The following is a 16776-nucleotide window of genomic DNA, read 5'->3' as shown; positions in this document are numbered from 1 at the left end:
ACATACATCGGCGCATAGTTGGGCTGGTACTGCCGAATCTGGCTTGTGAGATTCACACCCTGCGCGTTGAGCAGACTTTGCGCATAACTGACCGGAGGCACGGCCGAACGCCTTTGCAGGCCTTCATCGTCCGAGAAGTTCAGCGGATCGGCGCCCACATACCCGAACCGGTTCCACCCGCCCTCCAGCCCGATCGGATCGGCCTGGATGTACCTCCCGCTCGCCGCGTCGTAGTACCGGTGCAGGTTGTAGTTCAGCCCCGTCTCCTCGTCCCACACCTGCCCCGGATACCGCAGGTCGAACCGCACCGCTTCCCCGTAGCTGCGGATGCCGGCTTGCCCGCTCTGCGCGTAGCCCGTGGCGCCGGTGGTGGGGTTGGCCTCGCCAAAGCCGGTGATGAGCCACTGCCACACCACCTGCCCCTGCGCGTTCGTCAGCCTCCTTGGCGTGTTCAGGTGGTCCGCATCGATGGCGTACAGCCTGCCGTTGATCTGCGCGGCCACCGGCAGCGGGCCCGTGGCGGTGGGCAGCCAGATCACCTCCGTGCTGTCCATTTCGCCGGCAGGGGCGGCGCTGTCGCTGCTGCGGCGGTTGCCGTACTGGCCCAGCACGGTGCTGCCGATGGCGTCCTCCGCGTACACCGTCTGCTGCGTGATCGCGGGGGTGCTGCTGCCGGACAGGCGCGCGTCGCGCTTGAACACGCGCTGGCCCAGGGCGTTGGTGGTGTAGCTGACGGCCAGGGCACCGGCCGGGTCGCTGCTCGCACTGGCCGCGGTGATGCGGCCCTCCACGCCGTAGTGCAGGAACGTGTCGCCCTTCTTCGTCAGCGCCCCCGTGGCGTCCTGGCTGTACGCCACCTGGGTGACCTGGGCCGCGCTTCCTGCCGGTGTGAAGGTTTCGGCATAGCCCTGCAGGCGGTTGCTGCCGGTGGCGAGGGTGTAGATCCGCTCCAGTGTGTCGCTGCCCGCGCCGGTCGCGCTCGTGTGGTGCACCTGGGTGCGGTTGCCGTTCGCATCCCACGCGTAGCCGCTGGCCGTCGCGCCCAGCGTGTCGCCCAGGCCCCAGCCCAGGGGCAGGGCAAGGCCCGCGGGGGCGCTGTGGGCGCTGGCCGTGAGGCGGCCCACGGCGTCGTAGGTGAAGGCGCTGGTCAGGGTGGCCTGCTGGGCATCCGTGCCGCTGCTGCTGCCACTGGTGCCCGGCAGGGCGTGGCGCTGCTGGATGCGGGTCACGCGCCCGGCGCCGTCCCACGCCAGTGCGGGCAGCAGCCGGCTCGCGGCCAGTTGGCCCGCCGTCGTGTAGCTGCGCTGCTCGGCCTGGTTCGGGCCGAATCCGCTCCACTGCCACGCCGTCGGCTGGCCCAGCGGGTTCCAGGCGAGGTTCGCGAGCAGCGGCTGGCCGTCCCACGTGAGCCCCGTCAGCTGGCCCGTCGCGTCGTACTGGTACTGCACCTGGCGCCCGCTCGGGTAGGTGATGGCCGCGATCTGCCCGGCCCCCGCGCTGCCCGCCTCCGCGTAGCGGTAGCCCAGCGTGCGCGTGTCGCCGTTGGCGAGGATCTCCACCTTGCGCGTGACGCGGCCCAGCAGGTCGCGCTGGTAGCGCGTGGTGACCTCCGGGTCCTGGATCTCGCTCAAGTGCCCCACGCTCGCCTGCGGCGCGCCCTCGGCGTTGTAGTCGGGCCCGGGCAGGTCGTAGCGCAGCACCGTGGTGCGGCTGCTGGTACCGGCAGCGGTTGTCCCTGCGGCGCTGCTACTGCTGCTGACGATCTGCGTGGGCCGGCCCAGGCTGTCCCGCGCGATATGGCTCGCGCGGCCCAGCGCGTCGGTGATCGCCTGCGGCAGGCCCAGCGCGTCGTAGCTGGTGGTGACCGCGCCTCCGTCCGGCGTGGTCTCCTGCAGCGCGTTGCCCAGCGCATCGCGCACGTAGCCCGTCGCCACCCCGTTGAAGTCCGTGGCCTGCACCACCGCGTCCTGCGCGTCGTAGGCCAGCGTGGCGCTCGCGTTCGCGGGGTTCCTTTCGCCCACCAGGCGCCGCAGGTGGTCGAAGGTGTAGGCCGTGGCCTGGTTCAACCCGTTCGTGCGGCTCACAACGTCGCCGTGCGGGTTGTAACCGTAGGTGGCGCTCTGGTCGCCCCCCGTGGTTTCGGAGGCCGGCAGGTTGATCGCGTTGATCGTGCGCGCGAAGCTGAACACCGTCTGCCCCGCCGCGTCCTGTACCCGCTCGCCCGTAAGGTTGCCCATGCCGTCGAGCGTGTATGCCGCGCTCGCTCCCCGGTTGTCGCTCCAGCCCGTCAGGCGCTGCGCAGCGTCGTAACCGTAGCTCACCCGGTAGCCCGAGGACTGGGTCAGGCTCTGCAGCTGGCCCGTCGGCCGGTAGGCCATCGTCACGGTCAGGTCGCCCTGGGTGATGCGTGTCACGCGCTGGCGCGCATCGCGCTTGTAAGTCGTCACCCGTCCCGTCGGCTCGATCTGCTCGGCGACGTTGCCGTGCCGGTCGTAACGCGGGTAGCGCGTTACCTGCCCGGCCGCATCCGTCACGCTCAGCAGATCCCCGCGCGTCGCGTCCACCGTGGTGGCACCGTGGTACGCGTAGCGCGTGATGCCGCCCGCAGGGTCCGTCGCGGTCAGCACCTGCGCATCGCCGTCGTAAGTCCAGCTCCAGGTACGGCTCGGGCCGGTGGCGCTCGGCTGCGCAGCCAGCCCCTGGCTGCCGTCCGCATCGTCCGTCGCCTGCTCGGTCTTGCGGCACAGCACCGCCGCAGGCGAGCCATCGGGCAGCACGGCCGCATCGGGCGCGCAGCGCGCGACGGTGCCGCCCGCGGCCGGATCTGGCTGCCCGTGGTAGACGTAGGTCGTGAGCCTGCGCGGCTCCGCCACCCGCACGGGCAGTGACCACTGCGGGTGCCACTCGGTGGAGACCTTGCGCGCCCCGCCCGGGAAGCCGTATGGCTGGTCCGCAGCCAGCATCGAGCACGACCAGTTCCAGGGCAATCCCTGCACCACCGAGGTCTTCAGGCCGCGCGCCGTGTCGTACGTGAAGCACGTGAAGCGGCCGGAGTCGGACTGCTGCAGCACCCGCCCCTGGCTGTCTCGCCAGAACGCCTGGCTCGCCGCGACGGAGGGATCGACCGGGCTGTCGATCACCACTTGGCTGGGCCAGTAGCGCTCACTGAGCTTCTCGAAGTTGTATTTGCGCCGCACGCCCAGCGGGTCGGTGACGGTGGTCTCGCCCGGGCGGCCCGCGTAGTAGTAGCTGAACGTGTACTTGTAGGCGCCACCCGCGTGCTCGGAGCTTACGGCCCGGCCTTCGCAGTCGTAGGCGTAGGTGGCAAAGCGCTGGCCTGCCTCGTCGGTGATGCCCGTGAGCAGGCTGGCCGCGTTGGGTGCCGCGCAGCCGCCGCTGCCGCCACCTGAGCCAGCTTCATAGTGGTAACTCCTGGCAGTGCCGTCCGGATAAAGCACCCGAGCCAGCAACTGCGCGCCAGCGTATTCGTAGCGGTATACCTGCCCGTCCGGATCGACCATCGACACCAGCTGGTTCGCCCCATCGTAGGTGAATGCGAGCGTGCGCCCGAACCGGTCCTGCGCCTGCAGCACCGCTCCCGAGAGCGTCGCGTAGGACGACGGAGACTCCGAGGTGCCGTGCACATAAGACACCTGGGTGCTGCCATCGGCCGCGGTCTTGCGCACCACGCGCCCCTTCTCGTCGAGCGTGTAGAGGAAGTTGTCCCGCGAGCGCACGTAGCCCTGCCCCCCAAGGCCCTGCACGAACGCGTATTCGCCGAGCGTGCGTGCCTGCAGGCTGGCCGGGCCGCCCTCGTACATCGCGAAGCGCCCCCGGCCCGTCTTCCAGATGTGCGGCGTGTTCAGCACCCGGTGGCAGTGTTCCGTCTGCTGCCCATCCTTCCACCAATACGCCGGATAGCACGGGCTGCCCTGGTCGGACACCTCCCCGTACCAGCCCTGATTCAGCGTGGAGAGGAACTGCCCTTCGGTGCTGCGGTACACCCGCTCGAAGACCAGGCCGTGCTTGCCGGCGAGGTAGTCGAGTTCAGGCTGAATCTTCTGTCCCGTGCTCGGAAGCACCGGGTTGCCCAGCGCTCCGCAGTCGTCGCAGGAGTCTTCATTGGGCAGCGAGAATTCGCACCAGACCTGCATGCTGCCATCGGCATCATGCTTCGTGCCCCGGTCCACAGGGATGCTGCGGCCGTGCCGGACGATGCTGGGGCATTCATGGTCCAGCGACACGAACACGGCTTCGGCACGCGAGCTGCCCAAATCCGGGATCCCCTCCGATCGGTAGCTCGCTACGCGGCCGTTGACCACGCCCGTGGACGGTTGCAATGGGCCGGAGGAACGGCAGAACGTGGTGCCGTCCTCGTGCGTCTGGCAGCTCGTGGAGTGGTAGAGCTGCGCTGCCACCGAGAAGGCTTCGCCCACCGTCTCGGCCCGGTACACGACCTGGGTCGGCATGCCACCTCCGCCCCCGAGGAATGCCGCCGCGTTGTAGAAGAACTTGGGCTCCACCACGAACCGCACAGCGTCGGCAAAAGCGTTCTGCGCGCACAGCAGCACGCACAAGGCCAGGAATGTCTTGAGTCGGGTCGTCATTTGTTTTTATGGGCCGCTCCGGTGACCGGGAGCCTCGGAAATACGCGCCAGCCGGCACGCGAGGACCGCGCCGCCCCTTCCCAGGCAGCACAGCGCGCGCAGGTTAACCCAAAGTCACGGCAGTACGTCAACTGTCGCTCAAAAGAGACGCCTTTGTGCCAACGGAGGCCGACTGGCCGCGACCGAAGCGTTCTCGCAACACCTCTTCCCGAAGTAACACTCGCACACAACCTCTCCACAAATCGGGCTTCATGCTGACACCCCGAAAGGCCGCCCCATGCCATGCGGCCTGTTTCCGGAAACGCCCCATGAGCCCCAGCACCCCCACGGTCCTTCCCGGCGCTGCGCCGTCGCCTTCGTCCGCATCCACACCCCCTGCGGCACCCACCCCCGGCGGCGCGCCGGCGGCCAGTGCCGCCGCGCTCGCCGCCGCCCTGCTGGCCGCCTGCGGCGGCGGGGGTGGCGATGCGGCCCCTGCCGCCACGCCGGGCACGGGCACGGGCGGCGGCAGCGGAACGGGCGCGGGGACCGGTACCGGCACGGGAAGCGGTACGGACACCGCCCCGGTCACCGAGGAAGAGGCCGCCCGCTTCCTGCTGCAGGCGCAGTTCTCCGCCACCGACGAGGAGATCGCCGCGGTGCGCGCCAAGGGCCATGCCGCATGGCTGGCCGAGCAGTTCGCCCAGCCCGTCGGCACCACCGGCACGGAGTGGCTGGCGCAGCGCGGCTACGGCGTGGCCAACGCGGACTCGCGCTTCCACAACGCGTCGTACCCGGCCGATTACATGCTCTGGAGCCAGCTCTTCACGGAGCGCGACGCGGTGCGCAAGCGCGTGGCGCTGGCGTTCTCGGAGATTCTGGTCGCCTCCACCAACGGGCTGGACCAGCCGTGGCCGGCCTTCCTCGCGGCCGGCTATTGGGACGTGCTCAACCAGCATGCGCTGGGCAACTTCCGCGCGCTGCTGGAGGCCGTGACGCTCAATCCCGCGATGGGCGTGTACCTCAACACGCGCGGCAACCAGAAGGAAGACGCGCGCACCGGCCGCCAGCCCGACGAGAACTATGCGCGCGAGGTGATGCAGCTCTTCACCCTGGGCCTCTACCGGCTCAACGCCGACGGCACCGAGCAGCGCGACGGCAGCGGCAACCGCACCGAGACCTACGGCCCCTCCGACGTGAGCAACCTGGCGCGCGTGTTCACGGGCTACGACTACGACCGCAGCCAGAACCAGTCCTTCACCGTGGGCGCGAGCACCGTGCCGGGCCCGCAGCAGGCGCGGCTGCCGATGGTGCTCACGGCCAGCCGGCATTCCGCGCTGGCGGCCACCTTCCTGGGCACGACCATCGCGGCCGGCACCGCGGGCGACGCTGCCCTGAAGACCGCGCTGGACACGCTCTTCAACCACCCCAACGTGGGGCCCTTCATCGGCCGGCAGCTCATCCAGCGGCTGGTGACCAGCAACCCCAGCCCGGCCTACGTGGGCCGCGTGGCCGCCGCCTTCGCGGACAACGGCAGCGGCGTGCGCGGCGACCTGCGCGCGGTGGTCGCGGCCGTGCTGCTGGACGGCGAGGCGCGCGGCGCCGCGGGCCTCTCCAACCCCGCATTCGGCCGGCTGCGCGAGCCCATGGTGCGCTTCGTGCAGTGGGGCCGCACCTTCGGGCTGCGCTCGGCCCAGGGGAGCTGGAAGCTCGGTGACCTGAGCGATCCGGCCTCGCGCCTGGGCCAGAGCCCGCTGCGCTCGCCTTCGGTGTTCAATTTCTTCCGCCCCGGCTACGTGCCGCCCTCCACCGCCATCGCGACGGCCGGCCAGGTGGCGCCGGAGTTCCAGATCGTCACCGAGACCAGCGTAGGCGGCTACCTGAATTTCATGCAGAACGCGATCCGCAACGGCCTCTACGTGAACGCACCCGACCTGCCGCAGAACGCCAGCAACGCGAACAACGGCTTCGACATTGCCTGCAGCTACGCCAGCCTGCTGCCGCTGGTGGCCGACGCCACGGCGCTCGTGCGCAAGGTCGCTCTGCTGCTCTCGGCCGGCCAGGTGCCCGCGGCCACGCAGGCGCGCATCGCCGGCGCGCTGGCCGCCACGCCCGTCACTGCCACCAGCACGGCGGCGGTGCAGCTCAACCGCGTCGCCGCGGCGGTGCTGCTGGTGATGGCCTGCCCGGCCTACCTCGTGCAGAAATGAATGAACGCCATGCCGTGAGCCGGCCCCCGCCGACCCTTCCCCGATCCGGACCCGAACCCATGCCGCCCTTCATCGACCCCGCCCGCCACACGCGCCGCGCCTTCCTGCGCCGCTCGGCCCAGCTCGCCGCCACGGGCGCGGCGCTGCCCATGGCCCTGAACCTCGCCGCGCTGGGCGAGGCCGCCGCCTTCGAAGCGCAGGACTACAAGGCGCTGGTCTGCGTCTTCCTCTTCGGCGGCTGCGACTACGCCAACACCGTGGTGCCCTACGACACCGCGCGCTATGCGCAGTACGCCGCCATCCGCGGCGGCGGCTCCGACGGCGCGGCCGGCGGCATCGCGATCGGGCGCTCCGCGCTGGGCGCCACGCTGCTGCAGCCCACCACGCCGCTCGCGGGCGGCCTGCAGTACGCGCTGCACCCGTCCATGGCGGGACTGGCGGGCCTGTTCAACGCCGGCCACGCGGCCGTGCAGCTCAACGTGGGGCCGCTGCTGGTGCCGCTCACGCGCGCCCAGTACGCGAGCGGCGACCGGCGCAACTACCCGCTGCCGCCCAAGCTCTTCTCGCACAACGACCAGCAGTCGGTCTGGCAGTCGCAGGGCGCCGAGGGGTCCACGGTGGGCTGGGGCGGCAACCTGGGCGACCTGGCGCTGTCGTCCAACGCCACCTCGCTCTTCACCTGCATCTCGGCGAGCGGCAACGCGGTGTTCCTCGCGGGCGACCAGGCGCTGCAGTACCAGATCAGCCCGAGCGGCGCGGTGCCGATCAACGGCGTGAAGAACAACGTCTACGGCTCCAGCGCCGTGCGCGGCGTGCTGGGCGAGCTGGTGCAGGCCGCGAGCAGCCATGCGCTGGAGGCCGAATACGCGCGCGTGACGCAGCGCTCCATCGGCGCCGAGGGGCAGATCTCCGCCGCGCTGGCGCAGGCGAACCTCTCCACCGCTTTCCCCACGGGCAACTCCCTGGCCGACCAGCTCAAGGTGGTGGCTCGGCTCATCGCGGCGCGCGGCGCGCTCGGCACGAAGCGGCAGGTGTTCTTCGTCTCGCTGGGCGGGTTCGATCTGCACGACAACCTCATCGCCACGCAGCCCGTGCTGCTGGACCGCGTGAGCAGCGCCATGTCGGCGTTCTACAACGCCACGGTGGAACTCGGCGTGGCCGACAAGGTGACGGCGTTCACCGCATCGGACTTCGGCCGCACGCTCACCTCGAACGGCGACGGCTCCGACCACGGCTGGGGCGGCCACCACTTCGTGGTGGGCGGCGCGGTGCGCGGCGCCGCCTTCTACGGCGCGCCGCCGCCCGTCAGCGTGGGCAACGGCAGCGGCAGCGAGGACCAGTGGCACGTGGGCCAGGGGCGCCTGCTGCCCGGCACCGCGGTGGACCAGTACGCCGCCACGCTCGCGCGCTGGTTCGGCGTGGCCAACACCGAGCTGGCCGGCGTGCTGCCGCGCATCGGGAATTTCGGCGGATCGGCCTACCCGATCGACCTCGGCTTCATGGGTTGATTGCTATTATTTGTATAGCAAACTATTGAATGGATCCGGCGGCATGGAGGCAAAAACGCTGCAAGCGCCTCACCTTCACGCCGCGTCCCGCGCGAGGTACGGCGCCAGATAGCGCCCCGTGTGGCTGGCCGGGTGCGCCGCCACCTCCTCGGGCGTGCCCTCGGCCACCACCGTGCCGCCGCCCGCGCCGCCCTCGGGGCCCATGTCGATGATCCAGTCGGCGGTCTTGATGACGTCGAGGTTGTGCTCGATCACCACGATGGTGTTGCCCGCGTCGCGCAACTGGTGCAGCACCTTCAGCAGCAGGTCGATGTCGGCGAAGTGCAGGCCGGTGGTGGGCTCGTCCAGGATGTAGAGCGTGCGGCCGGTGTCGCGCTTGGAGAGCTCCTGCGCGAGCTTCACGCGCTGCGCCTCGCCGCCCGAGAGCGTGGTCGCGCTCTGGCCCAGGCGGATGTACGACAGGCCCACGTCCAGCAGCGTCTGCAGCTTGCGCGCGATGGCCGGCACGTCCTTGAAGAACGCGTGCGCGTCTTCCACCGTGAGGTCGAGCACCTGCGCGATGTTGCGGCCCTTCCACTGCACTTCCAGCGTCTCGCGGTTGTAGCGCTGGCCGTTGCAGACGTCGCAGGGCACGTACACGTCGGGCAGGAAGTGCATCTCCACCTTCACCACGCCGTCGCCCTGGCAGGCCTCGCAGCGCCCGCCCGCCACGTTGAAGGAAAACCGCCCGGGGCCGTAGCCGCGCTCTTTCGCGGTGTTGGTTTCGGCCATCAGCTCGCGGATGGGCGTGAACAGGCCCGTGTACGTGGCGGGGTTGCTGCGCGGCGTGCGGCCGATGGGCGACTGGTCGACGTTGATGACCTTGTCGAAGTACTCGATCCCCTCGATGGCCTCGTGCGGCGCGGGCTCCTCGTGGGCGCGGTAGAGCTGGCGCGCCACAGCCGCGTAGAGCGTGTCGTTGACCAGCGTGCTCTTTCCCGATCCGGACACGCCCGTGACGCAGGTGAGCAGGCCCACGGGAAACTCCACGCTCACGTCCTTCAGGCTGTGGCCGGAAGCGCCGATCACGCGCAGCGCCTGCAGCCGACCCTGCGTGGCGCGGTGCCCGGCCAGGCGCTCGGCGCGGCGGCGGCTCGCGTCGGTCTCGGGGAAGCGCGACTTGGCCTTCTTGGCGGGCTCGGGTTCCGCCGCCGATTCCCGCACCGGCAGCCACGGCGTGCGGCGCGCGGGCACCGGGATGGTTCGCGCGCCCGAAAGGTACTGGCCCGTGAGCGAATCGGGGTGCGCGCACAGCTCGGCGCTGGTGCCCTGGGCCATCACGCGGCCGCCGTGCACGCCCGCGCCCGGGCCCATGTCCACGCAGTGGTCGGCCGCGCGGATCATGTCCTCGTCGTGCTCGACCACGATCACGCTGTTGCCGATGTCGCGCAGGTGCTGCAGCGTGGCGATGAGGCGGTCGTTGTCGCGCTGGTGCAGGCCGATGCTGGGCTCGTCGAGCACGTACATCACGCCCGTGAGGCCCGAGCCGATCTGGCTGGCCAGGCGGATGCGCTGCGCCTCGCCGCCCGAGAGCGTCTCGGCGCTGCGGTCCAGGCTCAGGTAATTGAGGCCCACGTCGTTCAGGAAGGTGAGGCGCGTGGCGATCTCGCGCACCACCTTGCCGGCGATCTCGGCCTTGGCGCCGGCCAGCGCGAGCGCCTCGAACCACGCGAGCGCCTCGGCCAGCGTGGCATGGCTCACTTCATAGATGGCGCGGGCCTGGCCGCCCTCGCCCACCTTCACGTGGCGCGCCTCGCGGCGCAGGCGCGTGCCGTGGCAGTCCGGGCAGGGCTGGGTGCTGCGCAGGCGCGCCAGGTCTTCGCGCACCACGGGCGAATCCGTCTCGCGGTAGCGCCGCGCCATGTTCGGCAGGATGCCTTCGAACGGGTGGTTCTTGACGACGGCCTTGCCCTTGCGGGCGCCGCTGTCGAGGATGTAGCTGAACGCGATCTCCTCCGTGCCCGAGCCCAGCAGCACCGCCTGCCGCACGCGCTCCGGGAGCGACTCGAAGGGCGCTTCCACGTCGAAGCCGTAGTGCCGCGCCAGGCTCTCCAGCATGGCGAAGTAGTAGCCGTTGCGCCGGTCCCAGCCCTTGATGGCACCGCTGGCGAGGCTGAGCGACGGGAAGGCCACCACGCGCGCCGGGTCGAACACCTCCTGCTGGCCCAGGCCGTCGCAGGTGGGGCAGGCGCCGATGGGCGAGTTGAACGAGAACAGGCGCGGCTCCAGCCCGGGCAGCGAATAGCTGCACACGGGGCAGGCGAACTTGCTGGAGAACAGGTGCTCCTGCCCCGAATCCATCTCCAGCGCGACCACGCGGCCGTTGGCATCGCCCACCTGCTGGCCGATGCGCAGCGCCGCCTCGATGCTCTCGGCCAGGCGCTGCTGCGTGTCTGCGCGCACCTTGAGGCGGTCGATCACCACGTCGATGTCGTGCTTCTCGGTCTTCTTGAGCGGCGGCAGGTTCTCGTGCTCCACGACGGCGCCATCGACGCGGAAGCGCACGTAGCCCAGGCCCTGCATCTGCGCGAAGAGTTCGGTGAACTCGCCCTTCTTGTCGCGCGCCACGGGCGCGAGCACCATGAGCCGCGTGTCCTCGGGCAGCGCCAGCACGGCATCCACCATCTGGCTCACGGTCTGCGCCGCGAGCGGCAGGCCGTGCTCGGGGCAGTAGGGCGTGCCGGCGCGCGCGTAGAGCAGGCGCAGGTAGTCGTGGATCTCGGTCACCGTGCCCACGGTCGAGCGCGGGTTGTGGCTCGTGGCCTTCTGCTCGATGCTGATGGCGGGCGAGAGCCCCTCGATCAGGTCCACATCGGGCTTGTCGAGCCGCCCGAGGAACTGCCGCGCATAGGCCGACAGGCTCTCCACGTAGCGGCGCTGGCCCTCGGCATAGAGCGTGTCGAACGCGAGGCTCGACTTGCCCGAACCCGACAGCCCCGTGATCACCACGAGCCGGTTGCGCGGGATGTCGAGGTCGATGTTCTTGAGGTTGTGGGTGCGCGCGCCGCGGATGCTGATGCGCGCCTCGCGCAGGGCGTGCGCCAGGTAGGCCCCGTCGGCAGGGCGCGTTTCATCGGGGGCGTTGGGCTCGGTCACGGGGGTGTCTGCGGGCAGGGAAACCCACCATGATAGGTGAGGCAGGGCCCGGGGCGTGCATGCCCATAATCGAAGCCCTGCACCGCCCGAGGTGGCCCCGCCCGACCCGCTTCGCCTCCATCCATGAACGTTCCGCCCGATGCCTGCGCCCCCGTCACCCGCCAGGACCGCGAGCGGCTGCAGGGCCATGCCGCCCGCGCGGTCTGGCTCACCGGCCTCTCCGGCGCGGGCAAGACCACCCTGGCGCATGCGCTGGAGGCCTCGCTGCGCCGCGACGGGCTGCGCACCTGCGTGCTCGACGGCGACCGCCTGCGTGCCGGGCTCAGCAGCGATTTGGGGTTCTCCGATGCGGACCGGGCCGAGAGCACCCGGCGCGCCGCGCACGTGGCGCGGCTGTTCGTGGATGCCGGGGTGATCGCCATCGTGGCGCTGATCTCGCCGTTCCGCGCCGAGCGCGCCGCCGCGCAGGCCCTGTTCGCGCCCGGGGATTTCATCGAGGTGTACGTGAACGTGCCGCTCGCCGTGGCGCAAGAACGCGACCCCAAGGGCCTGTACCGGCGCGCGCGCAGCGGCGCGCTGCCGCGCTTCACGGGCATCGATTCGCCCTACGAGCCGCCCGCGCACCCGGCGCTGGAGCTGCGCACCGACATGCTCTCCGTGCCCGAATGCGTGGAGCGACTGCGCACGCACCTGCCGCTCGGCCGGCACGGTGCGGGGCCCGTGCCACCGGCGCAGGCGGGCGGCCGGCCGTTCTGACCACGGCCCTGCCCTGCCCTGCCCGGTTCGACTCGGCGGTGCGGCGTGGAATGCGCGGGCAAAGCGCTTTGCAGGCTGCAGGGGCGCCGGCATGATGGCCGGTTCCGCTCCACGCCATCCCACTTCTCCCTTCCCCCATGCTTTCCGGTTGTTCCACTGCAGGGCCCGCGCGCCTGGTGCCCTCTTCCACGCTTTCCGCCCTCTTCGCCCGCCCCCACCGCATCGCCGTCCGCCGCGCCTTCGCGCAGTTGGCGCTGCTCTGCCTGTTCGCGTTCGCGGCGCAGGGCGCCTGGGCGATGCAGATCCTGATCCGGCCCGTGGCGGGAGACAGCTTTCCGCTCGACGTCGAGCCCAGCGATTCCATCGAGGATGTGAAAGCCAAGATCCAGGACGCGAAGGGCATCGCGCCGGCACTGCAGCGGCTGGTCTTCGCGGGCACGCAGCTGCAGGACGGGCGCACGCTGTCCGACTACAACATCCAGCCCAACTCCACGATCTTCCTGGTGCTGCGCCCCAGCCCCACCACGTTCACCGGCGCGTCGCCCGTGGGCGCGGGGGCCGGCAACATCACGGCCACCCTGTCCGGGCCGGCCGTTGCCGGCGGCTGCCAGTTCGATGCCGCGCGGACCGCCTTCGAGGTGCCCACGGCGGGCCCTGTCGGCGCGCAGTTCCCGCAGGGGGTCTTCCGCTTCGTCGCCACCAGTTGCTCGGGCGAGGTGACCGTCACACTGCAATACCCGCAGGCACTGCCGGCCAACGCCCGCTTCATGAAGTACGGCCCGCGCACCGCCAACGCCGCGGCCTCCGAGTGGTTCGAGTGGCCGGGCGCGCAGATCGCCGGCAGCACGGTCACCTTCACCATCGCCGACAACGGCCCGGGCGATGCCGACCCGGCCCCCGGCGTGATCTCCGACCCCGGCGGCCCGGCCGTGCTGGCCGCCGCCGCTCCGGCGCAAACGGCGCCGATCCCCGCGCTTTCTCCCGCCGCGCTGGCCCTGCTGGCGGCGGCCACGGCCCTGCTGGGCTGGCGCCACCGGCGCCGCTGACCCACCGCCACGGGAACGGGCGCGGCGATGGGCGAGAATCGCCGTCTTTCCATCGCCAGCCCCCGATGCCCACTGCCGTGCCGGAACCCCTGCCGCCTACGCCCGCACCCGACGCCCCGCCTGCCTCCGCCACCACGATGACGCCGCTGGAGCGGCGTTCCAGCCTCGCGCTGGCGCTGATCTTCGCGCTGCGCATGCTGGGCCTCTTCCTCGTGCTGCCCGTGTTCGCTCTGGAGGCGCGCAAGTACCCGGGCGGGGACGACCCGGCGCTGGTCGGCCTGGCGATGGGCATCTACGGCCTCACGCAGGCCGTGCTGCAACTGCCGCTGGGCATGGCCTCCGACCGCTTCGGGCGCAAGCGCGTGATCGTGCTGGGGCTGCTGGTGTTCGCGGCCGGCAGCCTGCTGGCGGCGCTGGCCGATTCGCTCACCGGGCTGCTCGCGGGCCGGGCGCTGCAGGGCGCGGGCGCCGTGTCCGCCGCGGTGACCGCCCTGCTGGCCGACCAGACGCGCGACGGCGTGCGCACCAAGGCCATGGCCCTCGTGGGCGGCAGCATCGGGCTCATGTTCGCCGTGGCGCTCGTGGCCGGCCCGCCGCTGGCGGCGCGCTTCGGCCTGCCGGGCATCTTCGGCCTCACGAGCCTGCTGGCGCTGGCAGGCATCGCCGTGGTGCTGTGGGTGGTACCGCCCGAGCCCGCGCGCCATGCCGACGCACCGCGCGGCCGGCTGGCCGACGTGTGGCGCCATGCCGACCTGCTGCGGCTCAACCTGGGCGTGTTCGTGCTGCACACGGTGCAGCTCGCGATGTGGGTGGCCGTGCCAGCCCTGCTGGTGCAGGCCGGCCTGCCCAAGAGCGACCACTGGCACATCTACCTGCCGGCGGTGGTGCTGTCGTTCGCGGCGATGGGCGGGCTGTTCGCGCTGGAGCGCGCGGGCCGGCTGCGCGGCGCGCTGCTGGGCGCCATCGGCCTGGTGCTGGCCGTGCAGGCGGGGCTGGGCGCCCTGGCCGCGGGTGCCGCGGCGCCCGGCCTGTACGCCCTGGGCGGGCTGCTGTTCCTGTTCTTCTGCGGGTTCAATGCGCTGGAGGCCAGCCAGCCGAGCCTGGTGTCGCGCACCGCGCCGCCGGCCGTGCGCGGCGCGGCCCTGGGGGCCTACAACACACTGCAGTCGCTGGGGCTGTTCGCCGGCGGCGCCCTGGGAGGCGCATTGCTGCGCTGGGGCGGCGCGCACAGCCTTTTCGTGGTGACGTCGCTGCTGTGCGCCGCCTGGCTGGCCGCGGCCTGGGGCATGCGGCCCGTGGCGCGGCAGGCAGCGCCCGGCGGGCGCTAGGTGCCGCGACCGCCAGGGGGCCTGGCCTCCGCCGGGTCGGACGGGGCATCCGGCGGCGAGTCGGGCAGTTGCGCGGCGCTCAGCATGGCCGCCGCCAGGGTCTCGTAGAGCGGCCGCGCCAGCATGCGCGACACCAGGCTGGCCAGCATCGCCGAAGCCATCAGGCTCAGTACCAGCGCGTGCCCGTCCACCATTTCCATCACGATGATGAAGGCCGTGAGCGGCGCCTGGGTCACCGCCGCCAGGAAGGCGGCCATCCCCATGGCGATCAGCGCCGGCGCGATATCGCCACCGGCCAGCAGCGCCACGTTGTGGCCCACGCCCGCGCCGATCGACAGCGAAGGCGCGAAGATGCCGCCCGGCACCCCCACCCAGGCCGACAGCCAGGTCGCGATGAACTTCAGGGTGACGTAGAAGGCCGGCACGTCGGCCTGCCCCGCGAGCATGTGCTTGACGGCCTCCGAGCCCGCGCCGAACGTGGCGCCGCCCGTCACGAGTCCGATGACCGCCACCGCCAGGGCGCCCGCCGCCGCGAAGCGCACGGGCCAGCGCGCGCGCCATCGGTTGAAGCGGTCCGGCGCACCCGTGAGCGATGCGGCCAGGAGCTTGGCGAACAGCCCCCCCAGCACCCCGCAGGCCAGCACCACCGCGAGGCCGGGCAGCAGCGCGTCCCACCCCAGGCGCGGCACCTGGATGCGCCCGAAATAGCTCAGGTTTCCGAAGGCCGAGACGCCCATGAGGCCCGCGAGGACGATGGCCGCGATGGTGAGGCCGCTGCTGCGCGATTCGAGCTTGCGCGAGAGCTCCTCGATGGCGAACACGATCCCCGCGAGCGGCGCGTTGAACGCCGCGGCGATGCCGGCGGCGCCGCCCGCCACCAGCAGCGCATGCGCCGTGATCCCCGAGCGCGGGCCGAACCAGCGGCGGGCCTGGTGCATGACGCCGGCCGCCACCTGGACCGAAGGGCCCTCGCGGCCGATCGACAGGCCCGCGAGGAAGCCCGCGCTGGCCAGCACGATCTTGCACAGCGAAAGCCAGAGCGACACGAAGCGGCCGCGCTGCGGGACGGTCAGGCCCGGCTCCAGCGCGGCGATCACCTGCGGGATGCCCGAACCGGCGGCGCCCGGCGCGAAACGGCGGGTCGCCCACACCACGGCGGCCGTGACTGCCGGCATCCAGAGCAACACGGCCCAGCCGCCCTGCCAGCCGTACACGCGCAGGAACAGGCCGAAAGCCCCTTCGGCGAGCAGCGTGAAGACCACCACGCTCAGGCCGGCCACGGCCGCATAGGCCAGCACGATGCTGCGCTCCAGCCAGCGCCGTCCGTCGCGCAGCTCGGAGCGCAGGTTGTCGAGGAAGTCGGGTTCTCGTTGCATGGCAGTTCGGGTGGGGCAGCGGGCGAGCGGCCGGCGCGGCCCGGAACGGACCATTGTGGCACCCGCCCCGCCCGGGCCCGCCGTCCCGCGCACGACCGGGGCGGTTGGGGCACAATCCGCTCTCCCTTCCGCGGCCGCTTCCCGTGCCGCGCAGGCCGTAGTGCCTTTCCCCTCCATTCTCTACAGGCCCCTCACCACCATGGCATCCGTCAACAAAGTCATCATCGTCGGCAACCTCGGGCGCGACCCCGAGATGCGCACCTTCCCGAGCGGCGACCAGGTCGCGAACGTCACCATCGCCACCACCGACCGCTGGCGCGACAAGAACACCGGCGAAAACAAGGAAGCCACCGAGTGGCACCGCATCGTCTTCAACGGCCGCCTGGCCGAGATCGTGGGCCAGTACCTGCGCAAGGGCTCCCAGGTCTACGTGGAAGGCAGCCTGCGCACCCGCAAGTGGACCGACCAGTCGGGCCAGGAAAAATTCACCACCGAAATCAGGGCCGACACCATGCAGATGCTCGGCAGCCGCCAGGGCATGGGCGGCGGCCAGGGCGGCGGCAGTGGCGGCTATGACGACAGCGGCTACGGCGGCGGCAACGGTGGTGGCGGCGACGACGGCTACGGCAGCGCTCCGCCCGCACGCCGCCCCGCGCCCCAGGCCGCGGCCGCCCCGCGCCCGGCACCGGCTCCACGCCCTGCGCCCGCCCCCGCGGCCCAGCCGCCCCGCGCGGCCTCGGGCTTCGACGACATGGACGACGATATTCCGTTCTAATTCCTCACTAACGCATTTTTGTTGTTAGACGGCCCCCTGCTCTCAGTGAGCAGGGG

Annotated in this window: 9 protein-coding genes; 6 read left to right on the top strand and 3 right to left on the bottom strand. The window is 71.6% G+C overall.

The window, feature by feature from the left end; translation table 11 throughout:
* On the bottom strand, positions 1 to 4607 hold a 4607-nt coding region (locus tag BM144_RS17930), incomplete at its 3' end, for an RHS repeat-associated core domain-containing protein (RefSeq protein ID WP_139225767.1).
* 308 nt (positions 4608 to 4915) lie between these two features.
* Between BM144_RS17930 and BM144_RS17925 the strand changes: the two genes are divergently transcribed.
* Positions 4916 to 6796: a DUF1800 domain-containing protein gene (locus tag BM144_RS17925; RefSeq protein ID WP_092955356.1), complete on the top strand. Its 1881-nt coding sequence runs from the start codon at positions 4916 to 4918 to the stop codon at positions 6794 to 6796.
* A 59-nt stretch (positions 6797 to 6855) separates the two neighbouring features.
* On the top strand, positions 6856 to 8304 hold the full coding sequence (locus tag BM144_RS17920; protein WP_092955353.1) for a DUF1501 domain-containing protein: 1449 nt from the start codon (positions 6856 to 6858) through the stop codon (positions 8302 to 8304).
* Between the two features lie 75 nt (positions 8305 to 8379).
* Here the strand turns inward: BM144_RS17920 and uvrA are convergent, their stop codons facing one another.
* Positions 8380 to 11439 carry an excinuclease ABC subunit UvrA gene (gene uvrA / locus BM144_RS17915; protein WP_092955349.1) on the bottom strand — a complete coding sequence of 1020 codons (3060 nt, stop codon included), beginning with the start codon at positions 11437 to 11439 and terminating at the stop codon, positions 8380 to 8382.
* A gap of 123 nt (positions 11440 to 11562) precedes the next feature.
* On the opposite strand from uvrA, the gene cysC reads away from it, so the two are divergent.
* The 3 genes from cysC to BM144_RS17900 all read left to right on the top strand — a co-directional run bounded on the left by cysC (position 11563) and on the right by BM144_RS17900 (position 14569).
* Positions 11563 to 12195: an adenylyl-sulfate kinase gene (gene cysC, locus BM144_RS17910; protein ID WP_092955346.1), complete on the top strand. Its 633-nt coding sequence runs from the start codon at positions 11563 to 11565 to the stop codon at positions 12193 to 12195.
* Between the two features lie 137 nt (positions 12196 to 12332).
* The gene (locus tag BM144_RS17905) at positions 12333 to 13241 is read left to right on the top strand and encodes an IPTL-CTERM sorting domain-containing protein (protein ID WP_217644356.1); all 909 of its coding nucleotides are present in this window, start codon (positions 12333 to 12335) and stop codon (positions 13239 to 13241) included.
* 137 nt (positions 13242 to 13378) lie between these two features.
* Positions 13379 to 14569, top strand: a complete 1191-nt coding sequence (locus tag BM144_RS17900) for an MFS transporter (protein ID WP_092955407.1) — start codon at positions 13379 to 13381, stop codon at positions 14567 to 14569.
* Here the strand turns inward: BM144_RS17900 and BM144_RS17895 are convergent.
* Positions 14566 to 15945: a chloride channel protein gene (locus BM144_RS17895; protein ID WP_092955343.1), complete on the bottom strand. Its 1380-nt coding sequence runs from the start codon at positions 15943 to 15945 to the stop codon at positions 14566 to 14568. The two genes, BM144_RS17900 and BM144_RS17895, sit on opposite strands and share 4 nt — an antisense overlap.
* A 199-nt stretch (positions 15946 to 16144) precedes the next feature.
* Between BM144_RS17895 and ssb the strand changes: the two genes are divergently transcribed.
* Entirely contained in the window at positions 16145 to 16720 is a 576-nt protein-coding gene (gene ssb / locus BM144_RS17890) for a single-stranded DNA-binding protein (RefSeq protein WP_092955340.1), read from the top strand.
* Positions 16721 to 16776: the final 56 nt, after the last annotated feature.

The sequence above is a fragment of the Paracidovorax konjaci genome, from assembly GCF_900112675.1.
GTDB lineage: Bacteria > Pseudomonadota > Gammaproteobacteria > Burkholderiales > Burkholderiaceae_C > Paracidovorax > Paracidovorax konjaci.
This window is presented reverse-complemented; position numbering and strand designations above follow the sequence as displayed.

Excerpts from the sequence above, each read along its gene's own strand:
- BM144_RS17925 (WP_092955356.1), top strand. The coding sequence starts at position 4,916 with ATGAGCCCCAGCACCCCCACGGTCCTTCCCGGCGCTGCGCCGTCGCCT.
- BM144_RS17920 (WP_092955353.1), top strand. The coding sequence starts at position 6,856 with ATGCCGCCCTTCATCGACCCCGCCCGCCACACGCGCCGCGCCTTCCTG.
- ssb (WP_092955340.1), top strand. The coding sequence starts at position 16,145 with ATGGCATCCGTCAACAAAGTCATCATCGTCGGCAACCTCGGGCGCGAC.
- cysC (WP_092955346.1), top strand. The coding sequence starts at position 11,563 with ATGAACGTTCCGCCCGATGCCTGCGCCCCCGTCACCCGCCAGGACCGC.
- BM144_RS17905 (WP_217644356.1), top strand. The coding sequence starts at position 12,333 with ATGCTTTCCGGTTGTTCCACTGCAGGGCCCGCGCGCCTGGTGCCCTCT.
- BM144_RS17895 (WP_092955343.1), bottom strand. The coding sequence starts at position 15,945 with ATGCAACGAGAACCCGACTTCCTCGACAACCTGCGCTCCGAGCTGCGC.
- BM144_RS17900 (WP_092955407.1), top strand. The coding sequence starts at position 13,379 with ATGACGCCGCTGGAGCGGCGTTCCAGCCTCGCGCTGGCGCTGATCTTC.